The following is a 14355-nucleotide window of genomic DNA, read 5'->3' as shown; positions in this document are numbered from 1 at the left end:
CCACCTGGGCCCGGATGGGCAACAGCGCCTTCTGACCCGGCGCGAATCACCCGTGAAACCAGAACACCCTCTCCGCCAAAAGGAGAGGGTCACGCTACTTCCTACACCTTTGGTTGTGACGCCCTTCACAGACAAACACCAATTGTTTCAGCTATGAAGCTAATGTGGCAGTTGCGTGAACGACTGAACTCGAAATGCAACATTCATCAAGCAACTTTGTTTCGCCTTTTGCTTATTTTCAGAAACTTTGTCACCCTAGATTTAAGGGGGATACCATTTTCAGAGCGGGAGACGCTCATGTTAGTAAAGAGTAGTACGGAATTGATGGACCCGATATTGGTCCGAAATGCATCTTCAGAGTTGGATTGCGAAACTGCTGCGCTATTGCGCGCAACCATCCGCCCGATATTCGATACTGCGGCAAGCTGGGCAAATTTGTCCGATATCCTAAGAGATAAAGGTTACCGCCTCGCCTTTCGCGAAGGGCGGATGTGCATCACAGATCGCACGACGGACGAACGTGTTTGCGGGATTCGTTTTCTAGGGTTCGAGTTCAAAGAACTGGTCAAACGTCTGGGACGTCCGATTGTCGTTGCACGTGGCAACAACAGCGCCGATGGCGAAATTCTTTCTGAACGGCCGGACGCACAGCGCGGCTAGTAGCTGCGCCAGAATTGAGCTTTGCGTCTTAGTGTCTTTGACAGGCTGTATAGCGCAGCGCGTGCGATCGCAGGCTTCGACAGGGATTTCATCAAAATAGCACCGGACACCCGAACCGGCAGATGGCCTTGTCTGTACCACCCCAGTCGATCTTCATCCGTATATCGGGACATATCGCAGAACTGGCTATAGTTCTTGAACCAACTCGCGGCCATTTCAGCACCCGCGGCATCGGTGTCCGCAGACACCCCACCAATCCGAAACAGAGACACCGGCATCTGTAACCGATGACCGGAATGGCCGGACAAAATCATCCGCAAAACCATGTCGTAATCCGCAGCAATCTGAAACTGCAGGTCATGTCCACCCATTTCCAAGAACAGAGATCTTTTCAGGACCATCGCATTGTGACCGAATGGCAGGCGTTGAAGAATGGACTTTGGCGTCAGTCGGCGCGCGTGGCGCCGGTTGCCTTCATCGTCAAAGAAAACCGTTTCCCCATAAACAAAATCAGGCTTCCCGGGCACGATGGCTTTCTGGACATTCGCTAGGCTGTCTGCATCCGCGATCAAGTCATCAGAATTCAGAAACAGCACATATTCCCCGGTACAACGCGCAACCGCCTGGTTCATCGCATCATAAAGGCTTTTGTCCGCCTCACAGAAATACCGCACCGGGATCAGATCGCCTGATTTTTCGATCTTTTGAATCGCGCCCTCAAGCAGCTCTTGCGTGCCATCGGTGGACTGACCGTCCCAGACCACATGCTCAACGTTGCGGAACGTCTGCGCCTGCACACTGTCAAGCGCGGCAAGGACTTGGTCACCCCGCCCCGCTTCGATCAGGTTTCTGGTTACAGTAACGACCGAGATCAGCGGCCCGGGATGCTGTTCAGGCGATTTGCTCATAGATTTTGGCAACTTTCGTAACGGCGGCCTCTGGGCTAAGCTCTTCGCTTTCCCCGGTACGGCGGCAGGTCAGCTCAACCACACCGTTTTTCAGACCGCGCGGACCAACGGTGATGCGCCACGGCAGACCGATCAGGTCCATAGTCGCGAACTTGCCCCCTGCCCGTTCGTTGCGGTCATCATAAAGCGGCTCAAGCCCCAGAGCGGTCAGCGCGGCGTAGAGTTTGTCACAAGCGGCATCGGCTTCTTCGTCACCTTGCTTGAGATTCACGATCCCGCAATGGAACGGCGTCACACCCTCGGGCCAGATGATGCCCTTGTCGTCATGGCTGGCCTCGATGATCGCGCCAATCAGGCGACTGACGCCGATGCCGTGGCTGCCCATATGCACGGGCGTCGGCTTGCCATCCGGGCCTTGGACAGTTGCGCCCATCGCCTCGGAATATTTGGTGCCAAAGTAGAAGATTTGCCCGACTTCGATCCCGCGCGCCACGCGGCGGCGGTCTTCCGGCACTTGGTTGAACAGCGCCTCGTCATGGGTTTCATCGGTGCGCGCGTATTTCGAGGTGAACTCCTCCAAAATCGCCTGACATTGATCACGGTCGTCATAGTCAATCTGACGATCACCAAAACTCAGGTCGGTTACGGCGCTGTCATAGAAGACCTCGGATTCACCGGTGTCGGCCAGCACAAGGAATTCGTGGGTATCATCGCCGCCGATAGGGCCAGAATCCGCGCGCATCGGGATGGCTTGCAGGCCCATACGTTCATATGTGCGCAGATAGCTGACCAGATGGCGGTTATAAGCGTGCAGCGCGTCTTCTTTGGTCAGGTCGAAATTGTAGCCGTCCTTCATGTAGAACTCGCGCCCCCGCATCACGCCGAAACGCGGACGGATTTCGTCGCGGAATTTCCACTGGATCTGATAGAGCGTCAGCGGCAGGTCTTTGTAGCTGTTGACGTGCCCACGAAAGATATCGGTCACCAGTTCCTCGGCGGTGGGTGTGAACAGCATATCCCGGTCGTGCCGGTCCTTCATCCGTAGCATTTCCTGACCGTAGTCATCATAGCGCCCGGATTCGCGCCACAGGTCTGCCGATTGGATGATCGGCATCTGGATCGCGATGTGACCCGCGCGCGCCTGCTCTTCGTGGATGATGTTTTCCAACTTGCGCAGCACTTTGAAGCCCAACGGCAACCAGGAATAAATCCCAGCGGATGCCTGCTTGATCATTCCCGCGCGCAGCATCAGCCGGTGGCTGACGATCTGAGCCTCGGAGGGGTTTTCCTTGAGAACGGGCAGAAAGTAACGGCTGAGGCGCATTGGGTGACCTTCAAAGGTGAGAATTTCGCTGCAAGGTGATTATGCCAAAGCCTCGCCGGGGGCAATCACGCATTGGTGTTTTTGCGACCTCGGGTCAGTCGCATTTTTTATTGACCCGCCAGTCAGGAAACTCAAATGTGACGGGAATGTAAAAGCAAGAGGCCGCGATGCAGACAATCTCGGAACCCGCCCGCCAAATTCCTGTTGTCCACCAGACGGATGTTCTGGTTGTGGGTTCCGGCCCTGCCGGGCTTGCCGCTGCGCTGGCCGCAGCGCGTGCCGGAGCCGAGGTGTCTTTGGTCGATCGGTTCGGCTGCATGGGCGGCAATATCACCGCCGTGGGGGTTGAGGGGTTCGCGTGGTATCGCCATGAACAAACAGTCGAGGCAGGCGGTATCGGTATGGAGTTCGAGACCCGAGCCAAGGACATGGGCGCGGCAGTGCCGGAAAGCCAGTCACTTAGCTATGAGCTGGACAGCGAAGGCTTCAAGCTGGTGGCTGACAAACTGGTCGAAGAGGCGGGCGTGCATCCCATGCTGCACCGTCAGTTCGTGGCCCCGATCATGGACGGCGACCGGATCACCGGCATCATCACCGAATCCAAAGCCGGGCGTGAGGCGATTCTGGCCCGCGTGGTAATTGACGCCACCGGCGACGCCGATGTCGCCCACCGCGCCGGTGCCCCCACCCACAAAACGGCGCGCGAGGATATGATGGCCGCCTCGGTCATGTTCCATCTGGCCGGTGTCGACAAACGCGCCTTTATGGAAGGCGTGAAGGCCGATCCGCAGACCTACAAGGACTGGGGCGGCGGCGGTGAGTGGAACATCGAGACCTCGGGCAAAGAAGACGACATGTTCTCGCCCTTCGTTCACAAACCGTTCCAGCAAGCGATTGATGCGGGGATGATCCCACCGCATCTGAACACCATCGCGGGCACGTGGGGCGCGATGCACGATACGGGTGAGCTGACCTATATGAACCTCATCCATCTGGCCGAGATTGACGGCACCGATCCCGACAGCCTGACTAAGGGTGAGATCGAGGGCCGCCGCCAATCCATGCTGGCCATCGAGGCGCTACGGCGCTTCATGCCGGGATGTGAAAACGCCCGTCTGCGGAATTTCGGTATGACCATCGGCATCCGCGACACCCGCAAGATCGACGCCGTTTACAACATGACCGAGGATGACGCCCGCCATCAGGGTCGGTTCGAAGATACCATCGGCATCTACCCCGAATTCATCGACGGGTACGGCATCCTGATCCTGCCAACGACGGGGCGGTATATGCAGATACCGTACCGGTCCATGCTGCCCAAGGGGATCAAGGGCCTGCTGGTCGCGGGGCGTTCGCACGGATCAGACAAGGTGGCACATGCGGCTACACGCAACATGGCGTGCTGCGCCGTTATGGGGCAAGGCGCGGGAATCGCCGCCGCGCTATCACTGAAAAGCAATCAGGACGTTCACGACATGAACCTGACCCCCGTTCACAAGGAACTGGACCGCCAGGGCGTCAGGATACACTGATGGATCACATCCCGACGATAGACATCGCACCGCTGTTTGAACCGGACCACCCGCTCTATGGGCAAACAGTGGATCGAGTCATCGACGCCTGCACCGGCATCGGTTTTCTGTCCATCACCGGCACTGGAATTGAGCCCGAGACCGTAAAGACAGTACGCGCCTGTGTTCGGGAAATCTTTGCTGTCGAAGAAACCTCGAAATGGGATCAGGCGATCACGCGCGAGAATTACAGGGGATATATCCCCATGGGGTTTTTCACCCCAAATGACGGGACGGGCAAAGCAGACAAATACGAAGGCTATAAGCTGCACTATGACGTTGCCCCTGACGCAACTGTCCGGACGGAATGCAGTCTGTATGGCCCCAACATCTGGCCTAGGGAAGTGCCAGAAGCCCGTGGGATCATTCTGGACTATTGGGCCCAACTGGATGATGTCACTGACGTATTGCTGGCCGCGCTAGAAGCGGGGTTTGGATTGGAAGACAAGGTGTTACGCAAGGCATTTCACACTCCGATGACCAATATGACCCTACTACACTATCCGCCACAGGCCGCTGACGAAGGCGGTTACGGCATTCATCCGCACAAGGATACTGACGCCTTGACGATCATCGCGCCAGATCCGGTCGGCGGGTTGGAGGTGCAGACCCGCGACGGAGGATGGATCACCCCGGACTGCCCACCGAATGGGTTTATCGTGAATATCGGCGACATGCTTGAGCTGTGGTCAGGCGGCAGGCTTAAGTCGACGCCTCACCGGGTCGTTAATCGCTCGGGAAAAGAGCGATACTCGTTCCCCTATTTCGCAGTACCACGCCATGATGTGGTTGTTTCGCCATTATTGGACCCCGTCGACGGCTTTGATCGTCCCTCGGTCCATTGCGGCCATTGGTCTGCTGAAATTTGGCGCACCAACTGGCCCGACGAAACGGCCTACGATCAGACGCCCGAACTGGGCACGCTAGGCGATTAACCGCGCCAATAGTCCAAAGAAATGAAACGCTTGCATCGCAGGCGTTCATAAGCCAATAACTTGTCCAAGAACCGATAAAAAAGGGATGAGCATGGCTTTGCCCGTGAAGGATCAACTCAGATACTGGGGCATTGCTGCGGCGATTTTTGTGCTTCTGTTATGGGCACTTGGCGACGTTTTGCTGCCTTTTGTAATCGGTGGTGCAATTGCTTATTTTCTGGATCCCGTCGCCGACCGGCTTGAGGGGTGGGGCCTGTCGCGGATCGCGGCAACCGGACTGATAACGGTCGTTGGCGTATTGGGTTTTGTCCTGATGGTGCTGATGGTCGTGCCAGCGCTCGTCACGCAGTTGATCGAATTGATCGAGGTCCTGCCCAGCCTGATCAAGCAACTGCGCGGTTTCATCGAACAACAATTCCCCTCACTTCTGGACCGCGAATCCAGCTCGCATCAGTTCCTTGTATCGTTGGGGGAAACGCTGAAATCCAAGTCCGGCGACGTGCTGCAGTCTGTCGCCGCATCGTTCAGCTCGGCCATCAATGTGGTTGTCCTGCTGGTGATTGTGCCGGTTGTGGCCGTTTACCTGCTGCTGGACTGGGATCGCATGGTCGCTCGTATCGGAGAACTGCTGCCGCGCGATCACGCCCCCACCATCAAACGACTTGCCGGGGAAATTGACGACGTCCTTGCCTCGTTCGTGCGCGGCATGGGCACGGTCTGCCTGATCCTTGGTACATATTATGCCGTGGCGCTGATGGCCGTGGGATTGCAATTCGGCCTTATCGTAGGATTCATCGCCGGGCTGGTGACCTTTATTCCCTACCTCGGCGCGCTCATCGGCGGCATGCTGGCCATTGGACTGGCCCTGTTTCAGTTCTGGGGGGATTGGGTGCAAATTGGCCTGGTCGCCGGGATATTTGCGTTGGGTCAGGTGACCGAGGGCAACTTTCTGACCCCGAAATTGGTCGGCAATTCAGTCGGGCTGCACCCGGTGTGGTTGCTGCTGGCCTTGTCGGTCTTCGGGGCCTTGTTCGGATTTGTCGGCATGCTGATTGCCGTCCCGGTCGCGGCGGCGTTGGGCGTACTGGCACGGTTTGCCACGTCGATCTATCTGGAAAGCCGGCTATACACCGGTTTAGAAAGCGCCGAACAGGCTGACCAGAAAGACGAATAAATGGCCCAACAACTGAGCTTTGATCTTCCGGCCAAGACCGCGCTGGGGCGAGAGGATTTTTTCGTTTCCCCAGCAAACGCGCTGGCCGTTGCCATGATTTCGGCAACGTCATGGCCGGGAAACAAGCTGGTCCTCAGCGGTCCCGCCGGGGCAGGCAAGACGCATCTGGCCCATGTCTGGGCTGCCGAAACGGGCGGGCGCATTGTACAGGCGAAGGACATCACGCACGACGACGTGCCCACCCTTGCCCAATCAGCGATTGCCGTCGAAGATGTGCCCATGATCGCTGGTGATATCGAGCAGCAGAAAACGCTGTTTCACCTGCACAATCTGGTTCTGGCCGAAGGAAATGCCCTGCTGATGACAGGGCGTATGGCTCCGAAGTTCTGGGAATTGCCCCTGCCCGATCTGCAAAGCCGAATTGAAGGCGCACATCATGTCGCCCTAGACCCGCCGGATGACGCGCTGTTGGGGGCGGTTCTGGCCAAGCTATTTGTCGACAGGCAACTGAACCCCGGCCCCGAGGTCATTGCCTATCTGGTCAAGCACATGGACAGACGCTTCGAGACAGCCGCCAGTGTCGTGGCGCAACTGGACCAATTGGCGTTGTCGGAAAAACGTGAAATTACGCGGGCTTTGGCCGTGCGTGCCCTAAGTTCAGAGCGCGATGAATTCCAATCTGGTAATTGACCCGCACACGGCGATTTCGCATTCTAAGCCCGGAATATCTGGAAGAGACATGGATCAGACCGTCGAAACCGACATCCCCGACTGGGGGCCTTTCGGAAAACCTCTGTTCGATGACCCCGAGGCCCGCGCCCTGTCGCGTGTGGGTGTTCTTGATGTCGGCTCAAACTCGGTCAGGATGGTGATCTTTGACGGGGCCGCGCGATCTCCGGCGTATTTCTACAATGAAAAAGTCATGTGCGAACTTGGCGCTGGCCTTTCTGAAACCGGTCGCCTGAACCCGCGTGGGCGCGTGCGTGCGCTGTCTGCCTTGCAGAGGTTCAACCAACTGGCCGATGATCTGGGCCTTCCGGGGTTACATGTCGTAGCCACTGCCGCCGTGCGCGAGGCCGAGGACGGACCCGAGTTTTGCGCAGAGGTTTACGACCAAACTGGCCTGACGGTATCGGTAATCGACGGCGAAGAAGAGGCGCGCCTGTCTGCGCAGGGTGTCCTGTTGGGGTGGCCGGGTGCCTATGGTTTGATCTGTGACATTGGCGGGTCTTCCATGGAGCTGGCCGAAATCGGCGGAGGAGAGGTCGGACGACGTGTCACCTCGGCCCTTGGCCCGCTTAAACTGAGGGATATCAAGGGCGGTCGACGCGCGCGCAAGGCCCACATCAAAGAGACAATGGAAGACCTGCGCGCCCAGATGGGCCCGCAACGTGACCGTCTGTTTCTGGTCGGGGGCAGTTGGCGGGCGTTCGCACGTCTGGACATGCTGCGCCGGGGGTATCCGCTGAACGTCTTGCACGAATACCGCATGACGACGTCGCAAGTTCGCGAAACCATTAAGTTCATCGAAAAGGGCGACCCTGAGAAACTGCGCAGCCTGGCCGGGGTTTCGGGATCTCGGATGTCTCTCATCCCCTATGCGATGGACGTGCTTGCGCGGCTGGTTCGGACGTTCAAACCCAAAGACATCGCCATATCCAGCTATGGTATCCGCGAGGGCCTGCTTTACGAGCAAATGCCGCAAGTCTTACGAGACCGCGACCCGCTCATTGAAGCCAGCCGGTTTTCCGAGGCCAAAGACGCGCGTCTTCCCGGGTTTGGCAAACACCTCTTTGACTTTGTGATGCCGCTTTTCAAATCGGCCCCCCCTGCACAGGTCAGGCTGATCAAGGCTGCGTGCCTTCTGCATGACGTAAGCTGGCGCGCCCATCCCGACTATCGGGCGGAAGTCTGTTTTGACAATGTTACACGTGCCAATCTAGGCGGGCTGAAACATTCTGAACGCGTTTTCATCGGCCTTGCGCTGCAGCATAGGTACCGCAACAAGCGCGAAGGCAACAGGTTCGCGCCCCTTTATGAATTGCTGAACGAGAAGGACCAGAAACAGGCCGAAATTTTGGGCAAGGCCATGCGGTTTGGCGCAATGCTCTGGATGCAAAGCAACGCAAAAATGGGAACATTGCGGTTCTATCCCAAAAAGCGGCAGCTAGATCTGTATCTGCCGAAATCAGCCTGTCTGCTGTTCAACGAAGTTGCCGAAGCGCGGCTGAATTCGCTAGCGTCCGCGCTGAAATCTGACACGCGCGTCATCACAAAAGGCTAAAGCTCAGATATCGGTCGCGCCTTCGGGTAGGTCTTCGGATTGATCGGGGGCAATTTCTGGTTCCGGAGTATCTTCGGACACGGGCGGCTTTTTCCGGATGATGATATCACCATTAGGCAGAATTTCCGGAGCTTCATATGCGCTCCAATCCTGAATCTCACTCGCCAACTCTGCCAAAGCCGGCCCCATTTCTTCAAAGAACGACTGCATGGCCGGACCGAACTGATCCGCCAATCCCAGCAAATCCTCCAGCGCCGGTTCCATTTCCTGACGCAGCCCTTCAAAGAACAGTTCTGCGCCCTGCTCCATCAAGGACGGCCCGGTTTGATCCTCTGCGTACGCAGGCGTCGCCAGAGCCAGTGTGACTGCACAAATCGAAACAAGGTTTTTCATACTAAAAGATATATGCGTTTGAGGCAGTTGATTAAAGATCAAAGGTCTATATCCAAAGTGACCGGGAAATGATCCGACGCTGTCAAAAGCGCGTCGTGCAGGTCTGTTTGGGCTTTACAGATCGGATCATGAAATGGGTGCCAGATACGCCACTCGGGACGGTGCGCGCGCAATCTGTCGCTGATCATGATGTAGTCCAGCAGCGCCTCAAGATGCCCACCAGTATTGGGTCTTGGAAAACGCGCGGTCGAGGGCGCGACACCCGGCTCTGGCCCATATGCCGTGGCTGCATTCGGGTCGAACAGCCCCGCCCCAAGCAGAATCTCGACCGAAGACCGCCCAAACAGGTTCTCAAACTCATCAAGCCCCGGCCCGTCGTTCAGGTCACCCAAAAGAATGACGTCTTCGTCATCGGCGATATGGGTCTTGATCCGCCGCGCCAACCAAACCGCCTGCGCAAGTTGCTTGCGGCGATTGGCGATTGAAATTCGGACCGCTTCATCCCGACTGCCGGCCCCGTGCGGGGCCTTGGATTTCAAATGGGCTCCGATCAATCGAAACAAAGCACCGGCCGGAGTTTTGACGGCCAACTCCATAGGAGGCTTTGAAAATTGAACCTGATCCTCGGTCGCGTCGATATCGAGATCAATTTCAAACACCGAATCGAAACGGGGTGCATCCGATCGCGCGCCATCATCACCGATCGGATCGTGGCGTACCGAAAGACAGGCCGGATCATACAGCAAGGCCAGCTCCTGATGCGTGTTGTTCGGAAACCCCATGACCGCATGACTTGTTCGAAGGTCAAAAACCTCGGCAAACCGCTGCAAGGCACGGACTGTATTCTGAGTTTTGCCGGTATTCGGCGCTTCGACAATCAAAATGGCGTCGGCGTCTATTGCGGTCAGGACCTTGGCAATCGCTTCGACCTGCTGGGCGGTCGTGACATCATGTCTGCCTGACCATGTATCATCGCAGATCAACCGGTCTTTACGATCGAAAAGATTGGCAAACCACTCGATATTGTAGGTCGCCAACCGCATGGGTATCAGGCTCGGGCGCCGTTGATCTGATCCCAGGCGCGATTGATGTCGATCATCTTCTTTTCGGCCAGGCGAATGGCTTCTTCGGGGACCCCGCGGGAAATCATTGCATCGGGATGAGTTTCGCGCACCAACTGCCGCCAGACCTTGCGGATATCGGGCAAAGGCATGTCGCGCGGGACGCCCAGCACCGTATAGGGATCCTTGGGCGCATCCGGTACAAATCTTTCCCGCAGCGCAAGGAATTGGGCTTCGGTCTGCCCGAATATACGACTAACCTCTTCCAGAAACTCATTTTCGTTCGGGTGATAGAACCCGTCAGCCATCGCGATATGGAACAGCCCTTCCATCAAATCGCAGAGCGTGGTGCTGTCATCGGCGAACATTCCGGCGATCTTGCGGGCGTATTCCTGATACCCAGCGACGTCGGTTCGGGCCATATCGAAAACGCGGGCGGCGTCGGCTTCATCCTCGCGCGCGATTTGGAACACATCACGAAAGGCTGTGACCTCGTCCCGCGTCACCTGCCCATCGGCCTTGGCCATTTTTGCACCAAGCGCAATAACAGCAATAGTAAACACGACCGACCGTTCAGGCGGTGTGCGAAGAATTTCAAAAACAGCGGTCAGGCTTTCGCCCTGTGCAAGCGCGCTTAGCGCGTCGGATATGCGGGTCCAGATCGACATGAGGGCACCCTAGCGCCCCAATTCGCCGGTGTCAGGTGCAACCAATGGGTCTGCGGCAAGAATTTTCTGCATTAGCACAAGATCCAGCCTTTTGCCCCACTTGGACCCAACTTCTGGCATGCACCCAACTTTTTCGAATCCGACGGCCGCGTGAAACGAAATTGCCGCCGGGTTTGCCGACGATATTCCCGCAACCAGAACGTGGACGCCCTCGTCCTTGGCCACGGCCTCTAGCGCGGCCATTAACGCGCGACCAGTGCCATGCCCACGCGCCATGGGCAACAGTTGGATAGAGTGTTCCCGGCATTGGGCGTATCCGGGACCTGAGCGAAACAGGCCGTAAGTGGCAAAACCCACAACCTGCCCTTCCAACTCGGACACTAGAAAAGCGGGTCCACGGGCTTGGATGTCGCTTGCTATGCTGCCCACATCCCGCTCAGCTGTGGTAAAGGTCACAAGCGTATCCCGAATGATCTGATTGGTGATCTCAGCAATGGCATCAGCGTCCGCGACTTTTGCCTGACGGATGATCATTCCAGCACGCGTAGACCATGGGGCGTTTCAAATTCCGCACGCATCGCGGCAGGGCCGGAATCAAAGACCACGCGGTCCAAAGCACCCAGCAGTTTTGCCAGCTCCAGTGCTTCGGGATGGAACACAATCAACTGCCGCAGACGGCATCCCCTATCTTGCAGCATCTGCGCCGGGTGCAGGTCACCGTGCCATTGGATTAGCGCGGGAAACAGATTGTCAAACGGTGGCCGCCCGCTTGGGGGAACAGCCATACGCCAGCGCAGCGCGCCTCTGGTCAGGTCAATGGGGTGCCCAACGCCGTCAGGGAACACATCCAGCGATGCTTCAATGTTCGGGACACGACAAATCCAGTTTGTCAGTCGCGGGCTTCCCTGAAACCGGTCAAGGTCAAACCAGCGCGTCCGTTCGGGGCGAGGTGCGGACGGGTCAATCGCGATCGCCTCAAGGTACAGACCATCCGCCAGACCCAGAAGCCGATTATAGGTTCCTAATTTCTCGTGCTTTCCGCCGTCCTGTAGGGAAACACCCAGTGCCTGCTCGACATGAGCAGCGGCTTCTTCAAGCGTTTCACCCGCAACAGCCAGATGATCGAGCAACATGCGCGCCCTCCTGCAAAAAACGACCAGACCCAAGCGGATCTGGTCGCATGTTTCCGTCAAAGACGCGGGATCACAAGAGGTTTCGGCGGGAAACCCCCATTATCCCTTGGTCTTGCCGATCAGGCCCAGAATGTCCTGCGCTGCCTCGGGGATGTTTGTCCCCGGACCAAAGATCGCCTTGACGCCGTGATCATAGAGGAACTGATAATCCTGCTGCGGAATCACGCCGCCACAAATCACGATGATATCCTCGGCTCCAGCCTTTTTCAGCTCTTCCACCAGTTGCGGCGCAAGGGTCTTATGCCCCGCTGCCTGCGAGGAAATACCGACCACATGCACGTCATTGTCTACCGCGTCCTGCGCCGCCTCGGCGGGTGTCTGGAATAGTGGACCAACATCCACGTCAAACCCGATATCGGCAAAAGCGGTCGCGATCACTTTGGCACCCCGGTCGTGACCGTCCTGCCCCATCTTGACCACCAGCAAACGCGGACGGCGGCCTTCGGCCTCGGCAAATTCCTCGATGGACTTCTGGATCGCGGCAAAGCCCTCGTCACCCTCATAGGCCGCTCCGTACACACCGGCCAGCGTTTTCACTTCGGCGCGGTGGCGACCGAATTCCTTTTCCATTGCCATGCTGATCTCTCCTACGGATGCGCGGGCGCGCGCGGCTTCGACCGCAGCAGCCAGCAGGTTTCCGCCCTCTTGGGCGGCCTTGGTCAGGGCGCCCAACGCCTGTTGGCACGCGGCCTCGTCGCGCGTGGCGCGGATACGCTCCAGACGTGCGACCTGCGCTTCGCGCACAGCTACGTTGTCGACGTCCAGAATGTCGATCGGGTCTTCCTGTTCCTTGCGGTACTTGTTGACACCGACGATCACCTCTTCGCCCCGGTCGATCATGGCCTGACGGCGCGCGGCGCTTTCTTCGATCCGCAGCTTGGGCATGCCTGAAGCGACGGCCTTGGTCATGCCGCCCATCTCTTCGACCTCTTCCATCAGGGCCCAGGCTTTTTCGACCAGTTCATTAGTCAGGCTTTCGATGTAGTAGGACCCCGCCAGCGGATCGACCACATCAGTCACGCCGGTTTCTTCCTGCAGCACAAGCTGCGTGTTCCGGGCAATGCGGGCTGAGAAATCGGTGGGCAGGGCAATCGCCTCATCCAGCGCGTTGGTGTGCAACGACTGGGTACCGCCCAGAACCGCGCTCATCGCCTCATACGCTGTCCGGATCACGTTGTTATAAGGGTCTTGTTCCTGCAACGACACACCCGAGGTCTGGCAATGGGTGCGCAGCATTTTCGAGCGTTCAGACTTCGCGCCAAAATCGGTCATCACACGGTGCCAGAGGGTGCGGGCGGCGCGCAGTTTGGCGATTTCCATGAAGAAGTTCATGCCGATGGCAAAGAAGAACGACAAACGGCCCGCAAACTTGTCGACGTCCATCCCGGCTTGCGTCGCGGCGCGGACATATTCGCGGCCGTCGGCAAGCGTATAGGCCAGTTCCTGCACCAAGTTCGCGCCAGCCTCTTGCATGTGATAGCCCGAGATCGAGATCGAGTTGAACTTGGGCATCTCGTTCGAGGTATAGTCGATAATGTCCGAAATGATCTTCATCGACGGCTCGGGCGGGTAAATATACGTATTCCGCACCATGAACTCTTTCAGAATGTCATTCTGAATGGTGCCGGACAGGACGGATTTGTCATGGCCCTGCTCCTCACCGGCGACAATGAAATTCGCCAAAATAGGGATCACCGCACCGTTCATGGTCATCGAGACCGAGACCTTGTCTAACGGGATACCGTCAAACAGGATCTTCATATCTTCAACGCTGTCGATGGCAACACCAGCCTTACCCACGTCGCCAACCACACGCGGGTGGTCGCTGTCATAGCCGCGGTGCGTAGCCAGATCGAAGGCTACGGACACACCCTGCTGACCGGCGGCCAGATTGCGGCGATAAAAGGCATTCGATTCCTCAGCCGTCGAAAAGCCCGCATACTGGCGGATCGTCCACGGACGACCTGCGTACATCGTGGCCTTCACGCCCCGGGTAAACGGGCCGAATCCCGGCAGCGTGCCCATATGCGGCAGATCGGCGGTGTCCTCGGCTGTATAAAGAGGTTTGACGTCGATGCCTTCAAGCGTCTCCTTGGTAAGGTCTTCCAGCGGACGACCGCGCAGCTCTTTCTCGGCCAGCGCCTGCCAGTCTTTGGTATCGGTCATGGCGAATTCCTTTTCCTA

The 14355-nt window shown here is 57.6% G+C and carries 14 protein-coding genes; 6 read left to right on the top strand and 8 right to left on the bottom strand.

Features of this window, described 5'->3' with window-relative positions; all coding sequences use genetic code 11:
- The first annotated feature begins 297 nt into the window (after window positions 1–297).
- Window positions 298–660 carry a hypothetical protein gene (locus tag GOX73_RS00845; RefSeq protein WP_171122436.1) on the top strand — a complete coding sequence of 121 codons (363 nt, stop codon included), beginning with the start codon at window positions 298–300 and terminating at the stop codon, window positions 658–660.
- Here the strand turns inward: GOX73_RS00845 and GOX73_RS00840 are convergent.
- Both GOX73_RS00840 and proS read right to left on the bottom strand, forming a co-directional pair.
- Window positions 657–1568, bottom strand: a complete 912-nt coding sequence (locus GOX73_RS00840) for a glycosyltransferase family 2 protein (protein ID WP_171122434.1) — start codon at window positions 1566–1568, stop codon at window positions 657–659. The genes GOX73_RS00845 and GOX73_RS00840 overlap by 4 nt on opposite strands.
- Window positions 1552–2892: a proline--tRNA ligase gene (gene proS, locus GOX73_RS00835; RefSeq protein WP_171120546.1), complete on the bottom strand. Its 1341-nt coding sequence runs from the start codon at window positions 2890–2892 to the stop codon at window positions 1552–1554. Before proS ends, GOX73_RS00840 begins: the two co-directional genes overlap by 17 nt.
- A 167-nt stretch (window positions 2893–3059) precedes the next feature.
- Here proS and GOX73_RS00830 point away from each other — a divergent pair, with 167 nt between their 5' ends.
- The 5 genes from GOX73_RS00830 to GOX73_RS00810 all read left to right on the top strand — a co-directional run bounded on the left by GOX73_RS00830 (window position 3060) and on the right by GOX73_RS00810 (window position 8856).
- The gene (locus tag GOX73_RS00830; RefSeq protein WP_171122432.1) at window positions 3060–4424 is read left to right on the top strand and encodes an FAD-dependent oxidoreductase; all 1365 of its coding nucleotides are present in this window, start codon (window positions 3060–3062) and stop codon (window positions 4422–4424) included.
- Window positions 4424–5398 (top strand): isopenicillin N synthase family oxygenase, encoded by a 975-nt coding sequence (locus tag GOX73_RS00825; protein ID WP_171122430.1) that lies wholly within the window; start codon window positions 4424–4426, stop codon window positions 5396–5398. The genes GOX73_RS00830 and GOX73_RS00825 overlap by 1 nt, the downstream gene beginning before the upstream one ends.
- A gap of 91 nt (window positions 5399–5489) precedes the next feature.
- Window positions 5490–6572, top strand: a complete 1083-nt coding sequence (locus GOX73_RS00820) for an AI-2E family transporter (protein ID WP_171120541.1) — start codon at window positions 5490–5492, stop codon at window positions 6570–6572.
- Entirely contained in the window at window positions 6573–7262 is a 690-nt protein-coding gene (locus tag GOX73_RS00815; RefSeq protein ID WP_171122428.1) for a DnaA ATPase domain-containing protein, read from the top strand.
- A 49-nt stretch (window positions 7263–7311) separates the two neighbouring features.
- Window positions 7312–8856 (top strand): Ppx/GppA family phosphatase, encoded by a 1545-nt coding sequence (locus tag GOX73_RS00810; protein WP_171122426.1) that lies wholly within the window; start codon window positions 7312–7314, stop codon window positions 8854–8856.
- 3 nt (window positions 8857–8859) lie between these two features.
- On the opposite strand, the gene GOX73_RS00805 is transcribed toward GOX73_RS00810, so the two are convergent.
- The 6 genes from GOX73_RS00805 to scpA form a co-directional block, all read right to left on the bottom strand.
- On the bottom strand, window positions 8860–9249 hold the full coding sequence (locus GOX73_RS00805; RefSeq protein ID WP_171122424.1) for a hypothetical protein: 390 nt from the start codon (window positions 9247–9249) through the stop codon (window positions 8860–8862).
- Between the two features lie 38 nt (window positions 9250–9287).
- Window positions 9288–10292, bottom strand: coding sequence for an endonuclease/exonuclease/phosphatase family protein (locus GOX73_RS00800; protein WP_171122422.1), 1005 nt, complete (start codon window positions 10290–10292; stop codon window positions 9288–9290).
- Between the two features lie 5 nt (window positions 10293–10297).
- On the bottom strand, window positions 10298–10978 hold the full coding sequence (locus tag GOX73_RS00795; RefSeq protein ID WP_171122420.1) for a molecular chaperone DjiA: 681 nt from the start codon (window positions 10976–10978) through the stop codon (window positions 10298–10300).
- A 9-nt stretch (window positions 10979–10987) separates the two neighbouring features.
- Window positions 10988–11512, bottom strand: coding sequence for a GNAT family N-acetyltransferase (locus GOX73_RS00790; protein ID WP_171122418.1), 525 nt, complete (start codon window positions 11510–11512; stop codon window positions 10988–10990).
- Window positions 11509–12111: a VOC family protein gene (locus tag GOX73_RS00785; RefSeq protein ID WP_171122416.1), complete on the bottom strand. Its 603-nt coding sequence runs from the start codon at window positions 12109–12111 to the stop codon at window positions 11509–11511. The genes GOX73_RS00790 and GOX73_RS00785 overlap by 4 nt, the downstream gene beginning before the upstream one ends.
- Window positions 12112–12210: 99 nt before the next feature.
- Window positions 12211–14337, bottom strand: a complete 2127-nt coding sequence (gene scpA, locus GOX73_RS00780; protein WP_171120524.1) for a methylmalonyl-CoA mutase — start codon at window positions 14335–14337, stop codon at window positions 12211–12213.
- Window positions 14338–14355 lie beyond the last annotated feature (18 nt).

The organism is Ruegeria sp. HKCCD7221, from assembly GCF_013031225.1.
Lineage (GTDB): Bacteria > Pseudomonadota > Alphaproteobacteria > Rhodobacterales > Rhodobacteraceae > Ruegeria.
The sequence above is the reverse complement of the archived record's forward strand: the minus strand, read 5'-3'. Positions and strand labels throughout refer to the sequence as shown.